The sequence below is a fragment of the Streptomyces afghaniensis genome, assembly GCF_044327915.1.
Classification (GTDB): Bacteria; Actinomycetota; Actinomycetes; order Streptomycetales; family Streptomycetaceae; genus Streptomyces; species Streptomyces afghaniensis.
In genome coordinates, this window is sequence record NZ_JBIRGJ010000002.1 from 610,214 (window position 1) to 625,352 (window position 15,139).

Here is a 15,139-nt window from a genome sequence, read left to right on the forward strand (position 1 = left end):
GTGCGGCTGCGCTGTGCTGTGCTGGACGACTTTCAGAGGGTGGCGACCGAGGTCGCCGACTGGTCCCCGGTGGCCGACGAAGTGGAGGTCGTCTCCTTCGACACCCACCTGGACGGCGAGGACGCCCTGGCCGCGGCCCTGGCCGACTTCGACATCGTGGTGACGGTGCGGGAGCGCGTGCCCTTCCCCGGGTCGCTGATCGCCCGCCTGCCCCGGCTGAAACTGATCGTCGCCTCCGGCATGCGCAACTCGGTCATCGACTACGCGGCCGCCGAGGAGCACGGCGTCACCGTGTGCGGCACCGCCAGTTCCTCCACCCCGCCCGTGGAACTGACGTGGGCGCTGCTGCTCGGCCTCGCCCGCGGCCTCGTCGAGGAGAGCAACGCCCTGCGCTCCGGCGGCCCCTGGCAGTCCACCGTCGGCGCCGACCTGCACGGCAGCCGCCTCGGACTCCTCGGCCTGGGCAAGATCGGCAGCCGCGTCGCCCAGGTCGGTCTCGCCTTCGGCATGCACGTCAGCGCGTGGAGTCAGAACCTCACCAAGGAACGTGCCGACGAGGTCGGCGTCGAACTCGCCCCCTCCCGGGAGGACCTCCTCGCCGGCAGCGACTTCGTCTCGATCCACCTCGCGCTGAGCGACCGCACCCGCGGACTGCTCGGACCCGCCGAACTCGCCCTCCTCAAGCGGACCGCGTACCTGATCAACACCTCGCGCGCGGCCATCGTCGACCAGGACGCCCTCCTCGCCGCCCTGCACGAGGGCCGGATCGCCGGCGCCGGCATCGACGTCTTCGACATCGAGCCCCTGCCCGCCGGCCACCCGATGCGCACCGCCCCCCGCCTCCTCGCCACCCCGCACCTCGGCTACGTCTCGCACGCCAACTACACGACGTACTACGGGCAGGCGGTCGAGGACATCCGTGCGTTCCTCGCGGGCGAGCCGGTGCGACGGCTGCCTTGACGCCCGTCCGGAGCCGCCCGGTTTCCGCAACATCCGGGCAGAGACACAGAGATGGCCGGGACCCGGTGACGGGTCCCGGCCGGCCACCGCTGTGAGCGGTGGATTCACGCCACGGACGGCGACGTGAACAAGGGCGCCTCGACTGCCTCGTTGAACTTCAGGACTGCTTGCCGGGGACGACGACGTTGCTGACGCAGGTGACCTGGCTGTGCGAAGTCGGACAGGTCTGCGTCGACTCGTTGGCGAAGCGGACGGTGCCGTCCTTGGCGGTCGTGACCTTGTACGTGTCCCCTTGCACGCAGCGAATCTGTCCCCTGCCGTCGTCCACGCACTTGCCGGGGCCGCCCTGGGCGGCGGCCTGGGTGGCACCGGCCCCGATCAGAGCGAGGCTCCCCAGGACTCCGGCTGCCGCTGTAGCTGCGATCTTCTTCGAGTTGAGCATCTACTTTTCCTTTACGGTCGACCCCGTGACTGGACGGTGGGGTCGTTCCGGACGCTTGGGCCGACAAAGAAGCCAGACGACAGGCCCCGGGGCTCGGACCACCTGGTTCGAGCCCCGGGGCCTGCCTAGATCACCTGATCAGTGATCACTTGCCACCGAGGATGAAGTTCTGGGAGCAGGTCACGGACTCGCGCTCGCTGTTGTCCTGCTCGGACCAACCGAGGAGGCCGAGCGAGATGTTGACGTCATCGATGTTGATGAGGCCCTTGGTCGAGTCGTTCTGCTCACACGACTGGTTCTGCTTGTTCTCCAGCTTGACCTTCTCGTCCCCGTCCGCAGCGTGGCCGGCACCGGCCCCCAGGAAGCTGACGCTGCCGAGCATGGCCATGACGACCGCGGCCTTCTGGTAGTTGCGCATTACTGCTCCGTTCTTGAGTGGACACAACCCGTGATGAGTTGGTCACCGACAGTCGCCAACTGTAGGTGACCCTCATGTGGCTTCTAACGGGCGAAACGCCCACTCGCGCCAGTTTCTTGAAAAAAATCGCGTTTAACGCGGTCTTGCTTGTATCGGATGGCCGAGCCCGGCTGGCCACTTCCGGCAACTACCGCTAGGGGCCCCTGCGCGCGCGAGCCGATCGGGCCCGCATCGGCCGACGAAGCGTCAGGACCTACCGCCGAGGGGGGACGACGCTGTCGACACACGTGACCTGACCGTGCGTGGCCGGACAGGTCTGCGTCGACTCGTTACTGACGTGGACGGCGCCGTCCTTGCTCCTGGTCACCTCGTACTCACTCGTCTGCACACAGCGAACGTGGCCCTTGCCGTCGTCGACGCACTTGCCGGGACCACCCTCGGCGGCCTGGACCACTCCGCCACCGAGCAGAGCGAAGCCCCCCAGGACCCCGGCTGCCGCGAGCGCTGCGAACTTCTTCGAGTTGAACATCTACTTCTCCTTCAGGGTCGACCCCCGCGACTGAACGGCGGGGTCGTTCCGGACCTGTGGATCGAATGGAAGTCACGCAAGCGGGCCCCGGGGCTCGGACGCATGTCCGAACCCCGGGGCCTGCTTTAGATCATCTGATCAGCGCTAGCGGATGATCAGTGCTTGCCGAAGCTCTGGGAGCAGGCCAGAGACTCCTTCTCGCTGTTGTCCTGCTGGGACCAGCCGAGGATGGCACCGACCGAAACGTTGACGTCGTCGAGCTGGATGAGCCCGGTCTGCGCGTCGTTCTGGGCGCACGCCTGGTTCTGGTCGTTGTCGATCTTGACCTTGTGGCCCCCGTCGGAGGCGTGGCCGACGCCGGCACCCAGGAAGCTGACGCTGCCGAGCATGGCCATGACGACCGCGGCCTTCTGGTAGTTGCGCATTACCTCTCCGTTTCTCGAGTCGACACAATCCGTGATGGACTGGTCACTGGCAGTCATAAGCGTAGGGGATGTTGGGGGCTTTTGATAGGCAAAACGCCCAATCGCGTAACTTTCCTGAAAAAACACATTGTGGCGTTGTTGTGCAGGTCTCAGGCCACCGGTGACAGAACAAGGGCAGGCCCTGGGGTTCGGACACGTGGTCGAACCCCAGGGCCTGCCCTGGATCACTTGATCAGTGCTTGCCGAATGATCAGTGCTTGCCGAAGCTCTGGGAGCAGGCCAGCGACTCCTTCTCGCTGTTGTCCTGCTGGGACCAACCGAGGAGGCCGACCGAGACGTTGACGTCGTCGAGCTGGATGAGCCCGGTCTGCGTGTCGTTCTGGGTGCAGCCCTGCTTCTGGTCGTTGTCGATCTTGACCTTGTGGCCCCCGTCCGAGGCGTGGCCCACGCCGGCACCCAGGAAGCTGACGCTGCCGAGCATGGCCATGACGACCGCGGCCTTCTGGAAGTTGCGCATTACCTCTCCGTTTCTCGAGTCGACACAATCCGTACTGGATCGGTCACTGTCAGTCGCAGACTAGGCGAAGATTGATGGGTTTTATACGCAAAACGCCCAATCGCTTAACTTTCCAAAAAATCCCACTGCGGCGCCGCTGCACCGACACCGAGCGACTCCCCTGGCCCATCGCGCGCCGGCACCAGGGAGGGAGGTCGCCCGCGCCGCGACTCGGCTGGGCACGGGTCGGGCGGAAACAACGCCCGTACGGCGGAGCACCCGTTCAAAACGGGTGATCCGGAGAAAAACCTCGTTACCGGTCAGGAGTCCTCGCGTTGGAACGGGCAGTGCGGTCGCGCGTACTGCTGCCGCACTCATCGAGTCACTAAGGAGAACGTGATGTCTCGCATCGCGAAGGTTGGCGTTGTCGCTCTCGGCACGAGCGCTGTGGTGCTCAGTGGCGCCGGTCTCGCCGCGGCGGACGGCGGCGCCAAGGGCGCTGCCATCGGCTCGCCCGGCGTCCTGTCCGGCAACGTTGTTCAGGTGCCGGTCCACGTGCCGATCAACGTGTGCGGCAACACCGTCCAGTTCGTCGGCCTGCTCAACCCGGCTGTCGGCAACACCTGCAAGAACGAGGGCCACAAGAAGGACGACCACAAGAAGAGCAGCAAGAAGAGCGGCCACCGCCACTGACGTCTGCTGTCTGCCCCGAGAGCCCCGGCCTCCCCGAACGCCGGGGCTCTCCCCATGCCGGGCGAGGATCCGCGGCGTGAGGGTCCTCGTCACCTCACGCGTACCGGTAGATCCGGCCGATGTCCTCCAGTTGGTCCGGCGTCACGTCCCACGGAGGCAGGCTCTGGTGCCGTGCCACGATCCGGCCGTGCTGTCCGTCGCCGGTGCCCGGCGGTGACGCGGGAAGGTAACGGGCCCCGCGGTGCCGGCGCTGCCAGCGGTACCACTGCAGGTCGATGAAGGCGTGGTGCAGCCAGAACACGGGGTCGTTGACGGACGCGCCGCCGAGCATGTCACCGCCGACCCAGCCGTGCACCCGGTTGTGGTTGCGCCAGGACGTGCCGCCCGCGCCGGTGCCCCAGCCCTCCAGTTTGTTGCGGAACCCCCGCGTGACCGTCGAGTCCCAGGGCGCCACGTCGTAGACGGGGTCCTTCAGCGCCCACTGCAGCTCGCTCTTCGTGGGCAGGTCGATGGGGGAGCGGCGGCGGCCGAGGTCCCGGGTGAGGAACACCGCGTCGGTCACGGCCACCTTGATGGGCCAGTTGCCCTCCCGGTAGGCGAACGGACCCGTCATCACCTGGTGGTCGGAACGGCGTCCGTTGCCGCCGAGGAGGTCCGGCGTCCAGGGTGCGGAGGTGGTCGTGCGATAGCGCGTCCAGTCCCAGTACGGCACGGTCACCGAGGAGTCCACCCGGCGCAGCGCGCGCTCGAGGTCGAGCAGGAACCGGCGGTGCCAGGGCAGGAACGAGGGCGCCATGTGCGCGGCGCGCAGCCCGTGTTCGCCGTCGGAGGAGAAGTACTCGACGTGCATCCGCACGAACTCGTCGTACTCGCCCCGTCGTTTGACCTCCAGCAGCGCCTTGACGAACCGCCGCTTCTCGGCCTTGGTGAGCGTGCCGGCATCCCTACGCACGTACGCCATGCCGGTCCCCCGTGTGCACGTGCCCCGCGCCTCCCGGCTCCGCAGCCAGGTCGCGCAGCCGCCGGCCGGGGCCGAGTTCGTCGACGGCGGCGCGGGCGGCCTCGAGCGGTGACCGGTACGAGCAGTAGTGGTCGACCATGCTCAGCCAGGTGCCGTCGGCCCGGCGCATCAGATGCAGAGGGCGGCCGTCCACGGTGACGTGCCACCGGCCCTGCCCGGCCGAACCGCCCGACGGGATCCAGGTCACCCGGATGCGGCGGTTGCGGTAGGTCTGGTCGACGGCGGTGTCGCCCGGGGCATTCCCGGGTCCGGGACGCTGGAGCCGGAAGGCGGCGGCCACCGGGGCCGCCAGGGCCGCGGCGAGGGCGCAGGCACGCAGACGGCGCGTCACCTCCCGCCGCGTGCTGCCCGCCGGTCCGGGTTGCGCCGGGGTCGGCGCCCCGTCCCCCGCCGGTCCTCCGCCCATGCTGACGACCATGTCCACTCCTCGTCCGGTTCCGGTGTCGTAGCCGTAACCGCCGGACGTCCCGCGCGGTCACCGCCGCGCGGCCAGACAAGTGATCGCCGGTATCCGTCCCGGCGGGGATCGCCGGTGTCCGTCCCGGCGGGGAGCGGGTCGCGTCACCGGCCGGACACACGCGGAGGGCCGGCCCTCGAACTGTCCGAGGACCGACCCTCCGTACGACGTGGTCCCAGCTCTAGAACCACAGGTTGCCGTGCACCGGCTTGGCGTCGTTGACCGCGGAGGCGGCGTTCTTCGCCGTGTGGACCAGCGACTCCTTGCCCTGAGCGCTCACATCGAGGGGGACCCTGGTGCTCACGCCGCCGGTGAGGTCGGTGGATGCCAGGTCGCGGGTGTTCTCGGCGGCCGGAGCAGGCTGCGGAGCGGGGGCAGGCTGAGCAACCGGAGCAGGCTGCGGGGCGGGGGCCGGCTGAGCGACCGGAGCCGGCTGAGGAGCCGGGGCGGGCTGAGCGACCGGAGCCGGCTGCGGGGCGGGGGCCGGCTGAGCGACCGGAGCCGGCTGCGGGGCGGGAGCAGGCTGAGCGACCGGGGCGCTCTGAACAGCCGGAGCGCTCTGGGCGACCGGCGCGCTCTGAACCGGAGCAGCCTGAGCAACCGGAGCACTCTGGGCGACCGGGGCAGCCTGCACGTCCGGAACGCTCTGAGCGGCCGGCGCGCTCGGGGCGACCATGGCGTCCTGGGCGAACGCGGGTGTGGCGGAACCAGCGGCGATCAAGGACCCGGCAAAGACGGCGGCAGCCTTCAGAGACTTCATCGTGTTCCTTTCTTCGGCAACGCGCGTCGCCGGAGGGGATTCTGTCGCCGTGCCTAACGAGCCCTGGCCTGGGCGGAAACCGGAGACGCCCAAGATTGCCGATACCTCATACGAGATCTATTAACAGACCGGGTCGCGGAACGGAAAGGAACCGGAGGAATACGCGAAGCCGCGCGGAAAGTGCAGCGGAAGGAACAACAGTCGTGGCGCCGCTCCCTGAGGGCGGCACCACGACTGGACGTGGCTTCAGGAGGGCGGCGACAGCAGCGGCGTCAGCACCGTGGCCTTGGGGTACGTGACGGCCGCGGGTGCCGATGTCGACGACGTGCTGGGCGACGTGCTGGACGACGTCGACGAAGCGGACTCGTCCTGAAGCAGCAGGTCGCCTCCGAGCAGTGCGTCGAGGAGGTCGTCCACCCCGTTCAGCAGGTCGTCGACGGAGGGAAGGATGCCGCCGACACCGGAGGTGATCGCCTGCAGGAGACCGTCGACAGCACCCAGTACGAGGTCCAGCAGGTCGGTCACGGGGTCGGCGGCGCGCCGCTCGGGCGCCCCGGGCACCAGGGCGGGCAGGGCCGGCAGGGCAGGGGCCGGCCACAGCACGACCGTCGACGTCGCCGGGGGTCGCACGTCCTTCCCGGCCGCCCGTGCCAGGGCGGCCTTCGCTTCTGCTCCCAGCTTCCTGGCCTCGGCCGCGGGCAGTCGGCCGTTGCTCCGGAGCACGGCGGTCAGCAGGTCGGCGACGGGGGTGAGCTCACCCCAGTTGAGTTTCTCGATCTGCGCGAGACGCCTGTCCGCGCCGGGAAGCCGGGCGTCGGGCGCCACATGAGCGTGCCCGCGGGCCGAGTCGGCCGCCATGGCGACGGGGCCGGTGATCCCGACCAGAAGGGCGGCGCACAGGGCGCTGGACGCGATGCGCCGTGCGGGCAGAGCACACATGGAGATTCCTTTCGACGGCGTTGGATCTTGAGCCCACCGTGAAAGCGCCCGCCACTTCCCGCAACCGCTCATACGCTTTTCGGGATTTAACAATTCCCCCATTCGCCGCGCCCACCCTGATCAGACGGTATGTCAGGGCGCCCCTTCATCGGCCCTTCCCGGAGTAAGGCACCGGGCTCCCCCGAGTGGAGGCGCGGGCCGACACCAAAGGCCGCGGCCGGGACCGGCAAGGACTTGCGGTTTCACGATTCCGACACACTTGTCAGACTTCACCGAATTTCTTCGACTATGTCCGATTGTTGACTAGAGTTGCGAACCGCCCGACGCACTCCTCAGCGCGGACACATCGCACTCGTGGCGCTGCCGCCACGGCCACCTGTTCCGAAAGGGCAACGACCGGTCATGCGCCATTCTCTGGGCCCCGTGTTCCGCCGCGCGACCGTGGGCGTCCTGGCCCTTGCGGCCATGTGGGCAGCCGGCAGTTCCCCGGCCGCCGCGCCGGCCGCCGCGCCCGCACCGGAGGCCGAGAGCCTCGCCTTCGCCGAGCGGCACCGCGTGCTGCAGCACGGCGGCATCGTGCGCGCGGCCAACGCGTCGATCACCTGCCGCGCGGCCCAGAAGCCTTCGTGCCCGGACGCCCAGGCAGGCGGGTCCGGCGTGAACGGCGACTTCGACATGTTCTACGTCGATGTCGACCGCGACCCCAACACCTACAACTCCTCCCGCGCGGAGGTCCGCCTCCCGAGCGGCTCCCGGGTGACGTACGCGCGCCTCTACTGGGGCGGCAACCTGCGCGTGGGCGAACAGAAGCCGCCGCAGGACAACGGGCGCGTGCTGGTCGCCGAACCCGGCGGGGAGTACAAGGAGTTGGTCGCGGACACCACGGTCGGACACCGCGTGGCCGACGGCATGGACGCCTTCCAGGCCTCGGCCGACGTGACACGGCTGGTGCGGGAGGGCGGGCCGGGCCTGTACACCGTGGCGCAGATCAACATCGCCATGGGCAGATCGACGGCCGGGGCGTGGGGCGGCTGGACGCTCGTGGTGGTCTACGAGAACCCGTCGGAGCCACTGCGCCACCTCGCGCTCTGGGACGGCTTCACCCCGCTGAGGTCCGGTGCGCCGGAGATCCGGATGACGGATCTGGGCTTCTCCGCGGGCGCTTGGGGCCGTGCGGGCCTGGTGACGTACAACGGCGACCGCGGCACCACCGGCGACTCGCTCACCGTGACGACCGGCCAGTCCGAGTCCGCCCTCGCCAACGCCGCCAACCCCCAAAGCGACGTCCTCAATTCCACCATCACTGAGCCCGGGTCGGATGCGGCACGCGCGCCCGCGTACGCCAACAACCTCGGCTACGACTCCGACGTGTTCGATCTCGGAGGCCTGCAGCACGCCGGTGACCAGGCGACCTTCCGGCTCCACTCCCAGCAGGACGCGGCGTGGGCCGGCGTGCTCTTCGTCGCCGTCGACGCACGGCGGTGACTCCGTCACCGCCCGCCCCGAACACCTTCGCGAGCGAGGAATCCGCCCACATGCACCTGCCATCCACCGCCCCTCTCCCAAGAGTCCTGCACCTCACCCAACCGGTGGACGGCGGCGTCGCACGCGTCGTGACGGACCTGGTCCGGGCACAACTGTCGGACGGCCTGGACGTCACCGTGGCCTGCCCCGACAGCGCGCTCACCTCGAAGCTGCGGACGCTCGGCGCGCGCGTACGGCACTGGCACGCGACGCGGTCGCCCGGGACGTCGCTCGTCCGGGAGGTACGGCATCTGGCTCGGGTGATCGACGAGGTGCGTCCCGATCTGGTGCACGCGCACAGCGCGAAGGCCGGGCTCGCCGGACGGCTCGCGGTACGCGGGCGGATTCCGACGGTCTTCCAGCCGCACGCCTGGTCGTTCGAGGCGGTCAGCGGGGGCACCGCGGCCCTGGCGCTCATGTGGGAACGCTGGGGGGCACGTTGGGCCTCACGCGTGCTGTGTGTGAGCGAGGCGGAACGCGCCACCGGCATGGACGCCAGGATCACCGGCCGGTGGACCGTCGTCCCCAACGGCATCGACCCCGAGCGCTTCCACCCTGCCGCCGCGGGCGCCGTGCGGGCCGGGCTCGCACCTCTCGCCGGCATCCACCCGGCCGCACCGCTCGCCGTGTGCGTGGGGCGGCTGTGCCGGCAGAAGGGCCAGGACGTCCTGCTGCGGGCCTGGGAAGCCGTCGTGCGGCAGGTCCCCGACGCCCGCCTCGTCCTGGTCGGCGACGGGCCGGACCACGACCGGCTTCGCGAAGGCGCCCCGCCGTCCGTGGTGTTCGCGGGAGCCGTCGCCGACGCCTCCCCCTGGTACCAGGCCGCCGATCTCGTCGTCCTGCCGTCCCGCTGGGAGGGCATGGCCCTGGCGCCACTGGAGGCGATGGCCTGCGGGCGGCCCGTGGTGGTCACGGACGTCGACGGTGCCCGCGAGAGCCTGCCGCCCTCCTTCGCCGCCCGGTGCCTGGTCCCGCCGGAGGACCCGGCGGCGCTGGCCCGGGCCGTCACCGAGTTGCTGGCCGACCCGCTGCTGCGCGAGTCGCTCGGCAGCCAGGGCCGCCGGCACGTGCTGTCCACCCACGACGTGCGGTACACCGCCGAGGCCGTCTCGGACGTCTATCGCGACCTGCTCGGCCCATGGACCGCCACCACCCCCAGCGCTGAGCGCGGTCAGCCGCTCGGCACCGGACGTGGCGCCGAGGCGAACCGGACAACACAGCGCGTCGAGCCCACCGAGTACAGGGAGTCCATCCACTCGTGACCGCCGAACGTACCGTGCCCTCCCCCGGCGTACCGCCACGGGACCACGGATCCTCACCAGTCTCGGTCATGCCGCCGCGCGGCACCGCCACCGGTTTCCGGCCGTCCGCCCCGGGGCGCCCGGCCCGCCCCGCCTCCCCCGTCCCGCTGCTCGTCGCGGACGGCGTCGCCGCCCTGGCGGGGGCGCCGGCGCTCACCGAAGCCCAGCGCCATCCCGTGTTCGTCACCCTGCTGATCGTCATGTCGCTGCTGCTGCGCCGGCGCGACGGGCGGCCGCCGGTACCGGGGCTGCTGGAGGAACTGCCCGCCGTGTGCGGACGCATCGCGGTGGCCTGGCTGGCACTCGCGGCGCTCCTGGCGGCGTACCGGCCGGAGCACGCGTTGACCCTCGGTACCGTGCTGACGGGCCTCGCCCTGCACGCGGCGGCCGGCTGTGTGCTGCGCGGAGCGGTGCACGCGCGGCGGCGCGGCGCGCTGCTGCGCCACCCGCACACCGCACTCGTCCTCGGCCCGGCGGCGACCGCGCAGCGCGTGGCCGGCGCCGTACTGCGTCACCCGCGGTGCGGCGTGCGGCCGGTGGGGATCGTCGCCGAGCAGCCCGACGGCACCGAGAGCCTGCCGGTGCTGACGACCCCTGAGGAGGTCGAGCGTGCGGTCATCCAGAACGGGGTGCGGGCGGTGCTGGCCGTTCACCCCTCCGTACGCGCCGAACAGGAGCCGCTGCTGCGGGCGCTGGCCGAGTCGGGCTGCGTGGTCTGGGAGGTCGACGCCGATTCCCCGTCGTACGCGACGCAGGAGCGGCTGGCCGGGTTCTCCTGCCGGCGCCTGGACATGTCCCCGGCCCGGCGCGGCAGCGCGGCCAAACGGGCGCTCGACATTCTCGTGTCCGGGACGCTGCTGGTGCTGGTCAGCCCGCTGCTGCTGGCCTTCGCCGTGGCGCTGCGGATCAGCGACGGGCCGGGCGTGGTGTTCCGGCAGGAGCGCATCGGCAGGGGCGGCAAGCCGTTCACGCTGCTGAAGTTCCGTACCCACCGCCCGGTCGACGAGCACGAGTCGGCGACCCGGTGGAGCGTGGCGAACGAGGACGAGATGCGCTGGTTCTGCCGGATGCTGCGGCGCACCTCGCTCGACGAACTGCTCCAGCTGTGGAACGTGCTCCGGGGCGACATGAGCCTGGTCGGACCGCGCCCCGAACGCCCCTACTTCGTCGCGCAGTTCGGCCAGACCTACCCCGGTTACACGGTCCGCCACCGCATGCGGACCGGCATCACCGGCCTCGCCCAGATCCACGGTCTGCGCGGCGACACCTCGATCGAGGACCGCTGCCGGTTCGACAACGCCTACATCGACGACTGGTCCCTCTGGCAGGACGTCTGCATCCTGCTGCGCACCGCGGCCACGGTGGTACGTCCCACGGGGAGCTGAGAGAGGTGAGCCTCGCACTGACACCGCTCCCCCGCCGCGTCACCGTGCTGGCACCGGCCCTGCCCGTGGTGGCCGTACCCGCCGTGCTGGCACTGCCGCTGACGCCGGACGGCGCGGGGCCCGCCGACGTGCTCTCCGGGCTGATGGTGGTGTACTGCGTGATCCGTCTGATGCTCGAACGGCGGCGCCCGCTGTCGCCCGCCGCTGCCGTGGTGCTGGGCCTGCCGGTCGTGGGGCTCGCCCTCGCCGCCATGGGGGCGTTCTCCTCCCAGGCCGGGCTCACCGGCCTGGGACGCTATCTGCAGACCTTCGTACTCGTTCCCGCAGCCGTGCTGCTGCTGCTCCGCGGCCGGACCGGCTTCCGGCTGGTGGCCTGGGCGTTCGTGGGGCTCGGTCTGTGTCAGGGGGCCGTCGGCGTCCACCAGTTCGTCACCCGGACCGGCGCCTCCTACCAGGGCGAGAACATCCGGGCGGTCGGCACCTTCGGGGCGCACGACGTGATGGGCATGGCGACGGCGGTCTCCCTCGGCCTGGTGTGCGCGGTCGGGATCGCGCTGGGCCGGCTGTCCGTTCGGCAGCGGGTGGCCGCCGCCGCGTGCGCAGTGGTGCTGCTGCTGCCGCTCGCGCTCTCCTTCAGCCGCGGAGCCTGGATCGCGACCGTCCTGACGTGCACCCTGCAGCTGGTGCTGACCGGGTTGCGGCGCGCGCTCAAGGTGGTGGCGGCCGCGTTCGCCACGGGCGTGATCCTGGTGGGCGGGTTCGGTGTGGGCTCGGCGGTTCTGCAGCAGCGGATCGACAGCATCGCCCAGGTCACCGACGCCCCCGACCAGTCCGTCGTCGACCGGTACACCCTGTGGGCGTCCGCCACGGAGATCTGGCGGCAGCATCCGCTGACGGGTGTCGGGCTGAAGGGATTTCCCGAGTACCGGGACGGGCACGCCACGCTCGCGCTGTCGTCGGGCAGCGAGAACGACGGCCCGGGTATGAAGTACCAGAGGCAGCCGCTGCTGTCTCCGCACAACATGTACCTGCTGGTGCTCAGCGAGCAGGGCCTGATCGGGCTGCTCGCGCTCGCCGGGAGCTGGCTGGCCCTGCTGGTGTGCGGGATGCGGCGGCTGGTGCGCGTCCGCGCCCGCGGGCCGGGACTCGACTGCGGGCTCGTCGCCTGCGGGCTGCTGGTCTGGATGCTGACCGACTTCATGTACGGAGACATCGGCGGGCCCTCGACCGTGCTGATGGCGGTGGCCATGGGGCTCGGGGCGTGGTGGGCGCTGACCGGCGAGACGCGTGTGGACGCGCCCCGCAGCGGGGTGCGGGAACCCGCCGAGGAGGCCCTGGCGCGATGACGGTGGTGCCCTCGCAGTCCCCCGGGCCCGAAACGGACGACATGGCGACCGTCCCCCCGGCGCGTGCCGCCACCAAGGCCGGGGACGGCGCCGACCCGGCCTCTTCGGCGTCGGTCTCCGGAAGCTTCCTGGCCAGGGCCGCGCTCGTCACGGCGTCGCTGTCCATCGTCGGCTCACTGCTCGGCCTGGTGCGCGACCAGTCGCTGGCCCGGCTGTTCGGCGCGGGGAGCGACACGGACGCCTTCCTGGTCGCGTGGACCGTTCCGGAGTTCGCCTCCACACTGCTCATCGAGGACGGGCTGGCGATCGCGCTGATCCCGGCGTTCAGCATGGCGCTGGCCCGCCGCGCCCGGGGCGCCCCGGGCGATCCGGTCCGCGCCCTGGTCGGCGCCACCCTGCCCCGGCTGTGCCTCGCCCTCGCCGCGGTGGCCGCGCTGGTCGCCGGCACCGCTCCCTACCTGGTCCGGGCCCTCGCCCCCGGCCTGCCCGACCCCCGGCTCGCCGCCGACTGCACCCGGATCACGGCGACCTGCGTGCTGGCCTTCGGGCTCGCCGGGTACTGCAGTGCCGCCCTGCGGGCACACCGCTGTTTCCTCGCGCCCGCGGCGATCTACGTCGCCTACAACACCGGCATCATCGCGGCGATGTTCCTCCTCGGCGACGGCTGGGGCGTGCGCTCCGCCGCGGTCGGGGTCGCGGCGGGCGGCTTTCTGATGGTGGCGGTGCAACTGCCGTCGCTGTGGCGGCGACTGGCGTCGCGCACCCCGCCCCTCGCCAGGGCCGGGGCACAGGTCGAGGAGCGGCCGATGCAACTCGCCCTGGTCGCCGCCGTGCTCCTCTTCGCCCTGTGCCGCCAGTCGCAGGTTCTCGCCGAACGCTTCCTCGCCTCCGGCCTGCCCGCCGGCGCCATCTCGCACCTGAACTACGCGCAGAAGGTCGCCCAGATCCCGATGACGCTGTCGCTGATGGTGTGCACCGTCACCTTCCCGGTGGTGGCGCGGGCCCTCGCGGACGGCGACACCGCGCGGGCCCGCAGCCGCGTGGAGCGGGATCTGGCGCTCGCCTCGTGTCTGGTGCTGCTCGGCATGTGCGCGGTGATCGCCTGCGCCCCTCAGATGATCGAACTGCTCTTCCAGCGGGGCGCGTTCACCGCGGGCGACACCGCGGCGACGGCGGACGTCATGCGCGTGTACGCCCTCGGACTGCTGGGTCAGACCCTGGTGGGCGCCCTCGTGCGCTCCTACTTCTCGGCGGGCCGGGCCAGCTGGTACCCCCTCGGTGCGATGGCGGCGGGCATCGCCGTGACGTCCTGGATCGGCGCCGCCACCGTGCACTCCTGGGGCGTGGCGGGGATCGCCGCCGCCAACGCCCTGGGCATCACCGTCACGGCCGCCCTGCTGCTCGCCGGGCTGCGAACGGGCCGGATGGACAGTCCCCACAGCGTCTCGGTCCGTGTCCGGCGGGTCCTGGCCGAACTGGGCAGGCTCGTGTGCGCCGCGGTCGTCGCCACGGCCGCGGGGGCGTTCGCCGCGAGCCGGCTGCCGTCCCCGGCCTCGGGCCTCGCGGCCGGCTGCCTGACCGTGACCTTCGTCTTCGTCCCGCTCACCTGGGCCCTCGGTGCCCAGAGTCCCGCGTCCGCCCTGCGCTTCCTACGCGCCGTCACACGAAGGCTCACACATGGCCGCTTCCGTTGATTCCCTCGACACCGGCAGACCCCCGGCCCCGCACCGGAGTCCGGTCCCCTGGGTGGCGATGTACCACTCGGTGGGCGACTGCTCGGACGACCCGTACCGCATCACGGTCACGCCCGAGCGGCTCGGCAGCCAGCTGGCCTGGCTGCGCCGGCGCGGTCTGCAGGGCGTGTCCGTGACCGAGCTGCTCGCCGCCCGCGCCCGCGGCGAGGGGCGGAACCTGGTCGGGCTGACCTTCGACGACGGGTACGCCGACTTCGTCACCGACGCCCTGCCGCTGCTGCACCGCTTCGACTGCGGCGCCACCCTCTTCGTGCTGCCCGGACGGCTCGGCGGCGACAACGCCTGGGATCCGCTCGGCCCGCGCAAGCCGCTCCTGACCGCGGACGGCATCCGGCAGGCGGCCGCCGAAGGAGTGGAGATCGGCTCGCACGGGCTGACGCACGTCGACCTCACCAGGGCGGACGACCTCACCCTCAAGGCCGAGGTCGCCGAAAGCCGCGCCCGGCTCGAGGAGCTGACCGGCGCCCCGGTCGAGGGCTTCTGCTACCCGTACGGCACGATCGACGCCCGCGCCGTCCAGGCCGTGCGGGAAGCGGGGTACACCTACGGCTGCGCCATCGACCCGGGCCCGCTGACCGGTCCGCACGCCCTGCCGCGCGTGTACGTCGGCCAGGACGACACGGCATGGCGTCTGCACCTCAAGTACTGGCTGCACCGGCTGCGCCGGCGCCCGGTGGAGGGCCTGTGAG

At 71.3% G+C, this 15,139-nt stretch carries 17 protein-coding genes; 8 read left to right on the plus strand and 9 right to left on the minus strand.

Translation table 11 applies throughout. The annotated features are described in order from the left end of the window. Positions 1-960: a D-2-hydroxyacid dehydrogenase family protein gene (locus ACH4G3_RS08945; protein ID WP_397623829.1), complete on the plus strand. Its 960-nt coding sequence runs from the start codon at positions 1-3 to the stop codon at positions 958-960. A gap of 157 nt (positions 961-1,117) precedes the next feature. Here ACH4G3_RS08945 and ACH4G3_RS08950 read toward each other — a convergent pair whose 3' ends face one another. The 5 genes from ACH4G3_RS08950 to ACH4G3_RS08970 form a co-directional block, all read right to left on the minus strand. Then, positions 1,118-1,402: a hypothetical protein gene (locus ACH4G3_RS08950; RefSeq protein WP_354736030.1), complete on the minus strand. Its 285-nt coding sequence runs from the start codon at positions 1,400-1,402 to the stop codon at positions 1,118-1,120. A 145-nt stretch (positions 1,403-1,547) separates the two neighbouring features. After that, positions 1,548-1,820 carry a hypothetical protein gene (locus ACH4G3_RS08955; protein WP_397623830.1) on the minus strand — a complete coding sequence of 91 codons (273 nt, stop codon included), beginning with the start codon at positions 1,818-1,820 and terminating at the stop codon, positions 1,548-1,550. A 253-nt stretch (positions 1,821-2,073) separates the two neighbouring features. Continuing rightward, complete coding sequence (locus ACH4G3_RS08960; protein ID WP_397623831.1) at positions 2,074-2,349, minus strand: hypothetical protein; 276 nt, start codon at positions 2,347-2,349, stop codon at positions 2,074-2,076. A 155-nt stretch (positions 2,350-2,504) separates the two neighbouring features. Then, a complete protein-coding gene (locus ACH4G3_RS08965) occupies positions 2,505-2,774 on the minus strand; it encodes a hypothetical protein (RefSeq protein ID WP_397617832.1) in 270 nt (89 codons plus the stop codon). A gap of 250 nt (positions 2,775-3,024) precedes the next feature. Beyond that, the gene (locus ACH4G3_RS08970; protein WP_397623832.1) at positions 3,025-3,291 is read right to left on the minus strand and encodes a hypothetical protein; all 267 of its coding nucleotides are present in this window, start codon (positions 3,289-3,291) and stop codon (positions 3,025-3,027) included. A 378-nt stretch (positions 3,292-3,669) separates the two neighbouring features. Between ACH4G3_RS08970 and ACH4G3_RS08975 the strand changes: the two genes are divergently transcribed. Continuing rightward, positions 3,670-3,963: a chaplin gene (locus ACH4G3_RS08975; protein ID WP_397623833.1), complete on the plus strand. Its 294-nt coding sequence runs from the start codon at positions 3,670-3,672 to the stop codon at positions 3,961-3,963. A 94-nt stretch (positions 3,964-4,057) separates the two neighbouring features. Here the strand turns inward: ACH4G3_RS08975 and ACH4G3_RS08980 are convergent, their stop codons facing one another. The 4 genes from ACH4G3_RS08980 to ACH4G3_RS08995 all read right to left on the minus strand — a co-directional run bounded on the left by ACH4G3_RS08980 (position 4,058) and on the right by ACH4G3_RS08995 (position 7,140). After that, positions 4,058-4,924, minus strand: coding sequence for a tyrosinase family protein (locus ACH4G3_RS08980; protein ID WP_397623834.1), 867 nt, complete (start codon positions 4,922-4,924; stop codon positions 4,058-4,060). Continuing rightward, complete coding sequence (locus ACH4G3_RS08985) at positions 4,908-5,402, minus strand: tyrosinase family oxidase copper chaperone (protein WP_397623835.1); 495 nt, start codon at positions 5,400-5,402, stop codon at positions 4,908-4,910. The genes ACH4G3_RS08980 and ACH4G3_RS08985 overlap by 17 nt, the downstream gene beginning before the upstream one ends. A 220-nt stretch (positions 5,403-5,622) precedes the next feature. Next, positions 5,623-5,745, minus strand: a complete 123-nt coding sequence (locus ACH4G3_RS08990) for a hypothetical protein (RefSeq protein WP_020270406.1) — start codon at positions 5,743-5,745, stop codon at positions 5,623-5,625. Between the two features lie 702 nt (positions 5,746-6,447). Beyond that, positions 6,448-7,140, minus strand: coding sequence for a hypothetical protein (locus ACH4G3_RS08995; protein WP_397623836.1), 693 nt, complete (start codon positions 7,138-7,140; stop codon positions 6,448-6,450). A 402-nt stretch (positions 7,141-7,542) separates the two neighbouring features. Between ACH4G3_RS08995 and ACH4G3_RS09000 the strand changes: the two genes are divergently transcribed. From ACH4G3_RS09000 to ACH4G3_RS09025, 6 genes are read left to right on the plus strand one after another with little or no spacing between them, the layout of a single operon-like run. Continuing rightward, the gene (locus ACH4G3_RS09000) at positions 7,543-8,625 is read left to right on the plus strand and encodes a DUF3344 domain-containing protein (RefSeq protein ID WP_397623837.1); all 1,083 of its coding nucleotides are present in this window, start codon (positions 7,543-7,545) and stop codon (positions 8,623-8,625) included. 50 nt (positions 8,626-8,675) lie between these two features. Continuing rightward, entirely contained in the window at positions 8,676-9,926 is a 1,251-nt protein-coding gene (locus ACH4G3_RS09005) for a glycosyltransferase (protein WP_397623838.1), read from the plus strand. Next, positions 9,923-11,350 carry an exopolysaccharide biosynthesis polyprenyl glycosylphosphotransferase gene (locus tag ACH4G3_RS09010; RefSeq protein ID WP_397623839.1) on the plus strand — a complete coding sequence of 476 codons (1,428 nt, stop codon included), beginning with the start codon at positions 9,923-9,925 and terminating at the stop codon, positions 11,348-11,350. The genes ACH4G3_RS09005 and ACH4G3_RS09010 overlap by 4 nt, the downstream gene beginning before the upstream one ends. Before the next feature lie 5 nt (positions 11,351-11,355). Then, positions 11,356-12,696, plus strand: a complete 1,341-nt coding sequence (locus ACH4G3_RS09015) for an O-antigen ligase family protein (RefSeq protein WP_397623840.1) — start codon at positions 11,356-11,358, stop codon at positions 12,694-12,696. Next, positions 12,693-14,390, plus strand: a complete 1,698-nt coding sequence (locus ACH4G3_RS09020) for a lipid II flippase MurJ (RefSeq protein ID WP_397623841.1) — start codon at positions 12,693-12,695, stop codon at positions 14,388-14,390. Before ACH4G3_RS09015 ends, ACH4G3_RS09020 begins: the two co-directional genes overlap by 4 nt. Further along, positions 14,374-15,138 carry a polysaccharide deacetylase family protein gene (locus tag ACH4G3_RS09025; RefSeq protein WP_397623842.1) on the plus strand — a complete coding sequence of 255 codons (765 nt, stop codon included), beginning with the start codon at positions 14,374-14,376 and terminating at the stop codon, positions 15,136-15,138. Before ACH4G3_RS09020 ends, ACH4G3_RS09025 begins: the two co-directional genes overlap by 17 nt. The last annotated feature ends 1 nt before the right edge of the window (position 15,139 follow it).

What these genes read in the sequence shown, in the direction of transcription:
- ACH4G3_RS08950 (WP_354736030.1), bottom strand. Translation starts at nt 1,402, where the DNA reads ATGCTCAACTCGAAGAAGATCGCAGCTACAGCGGCAGCCGGAGTCCTG.
- ACH4G3_RS09025 (WP_397623842.1), top strand. Translation starts at nt 14,374, where the DNA reads ATGGCCGCTTCCGTTGATTCCCTCGACACCGGCAGACCCCCGGCCCCG.
- ACH4G3_RS09005 (WP_397623838.1), top strand. Translation starts at nt 8,676, where the DNA reads ATGCACCTGCCATCCACCGCCCCTCTCCCAAGAGTCCTGCACCTCACC.
- ACH4G3_RS08985 (WP_397623835.1), bottom strand. Translation starts at nt 5,402, where the DNA reads ATGGTCGTCAGCATGGGCGGAGGACCGGCGGGGGACGGGGCGCCGACC.
- ACH4G3_RS08965 (WP_397617832.1), bottom strand. Translation starts at nt 2,774, where the DNA reads ATGCGCAACTACCAGAAGGCCGCGGTCGTCATGGCCATGCTCGGCAGC.
- ACH4G3_RS09000 (WP_397623837.1), top strand. Translation starts at nt 7,543, where the DNA reads ATGCGCCATTCTCTGGGCCCCGTGTTCCGCCGCGCGACCGTGGGCGTC.
- ACH4G3_RS08995 (WP_397623836.1), bottom strand. Translation starts at nt 7,140, where the DNA reads ATGTGTGCTCTGCCCGCACGGCGCATCGCGTCCAGCGCCCTGTGCGCC.
- ACH4G3_RS09020 (WP_397623841.1), top strand. Translation starts at nt 12,693, where the DNA reads ATGACGGTGGTGCCCTCGCAGTCCCCCGGGCCCGAAACGGACGACATG.
- ACH4G3_RS08960 (WP_397623831.1), bottom strand. Translation starts at nt 2,349, where the DNA reads ATGTTCAACTCGAAGAAGTTCGCAGCGCTCGCGGCAGCCGGGGTCCTG.
- ACH4G3_RS08955 (WP_397623830.1), bottom strand. Translation starts at nt 1,820, where the DNA reads ATGCGCAACTACCAGAAGGCCGCGGTCGTCATGGCCATGCTCGGCAGC.
- ACH4G3_RS08975 (WP_397623833.1), top strand. Translation starts at nt 3,670, where the DNA reads ATGTCTCGCATCGCGAAGGTTGGCGTTGTCGCTCTCGGCACGAGCGCT.
- ACH4G3_RS08980 (WP_397623834.1), bottom strand. Translation starts at nt 4,924, where the DNA reads ATGGCGTACGTGCGTAGGGATGCCGGCACGCTCACCAAGGCCGAGAAG.
- ACH4G3_RS08970 (WP_397623832.1), bottom strand. Translation starts at nt 3,291, where the DNA reads ATGCGCAACTTCCAGAAGGCCGCGGTCGTCATGGCCATGCTCGGCAGC.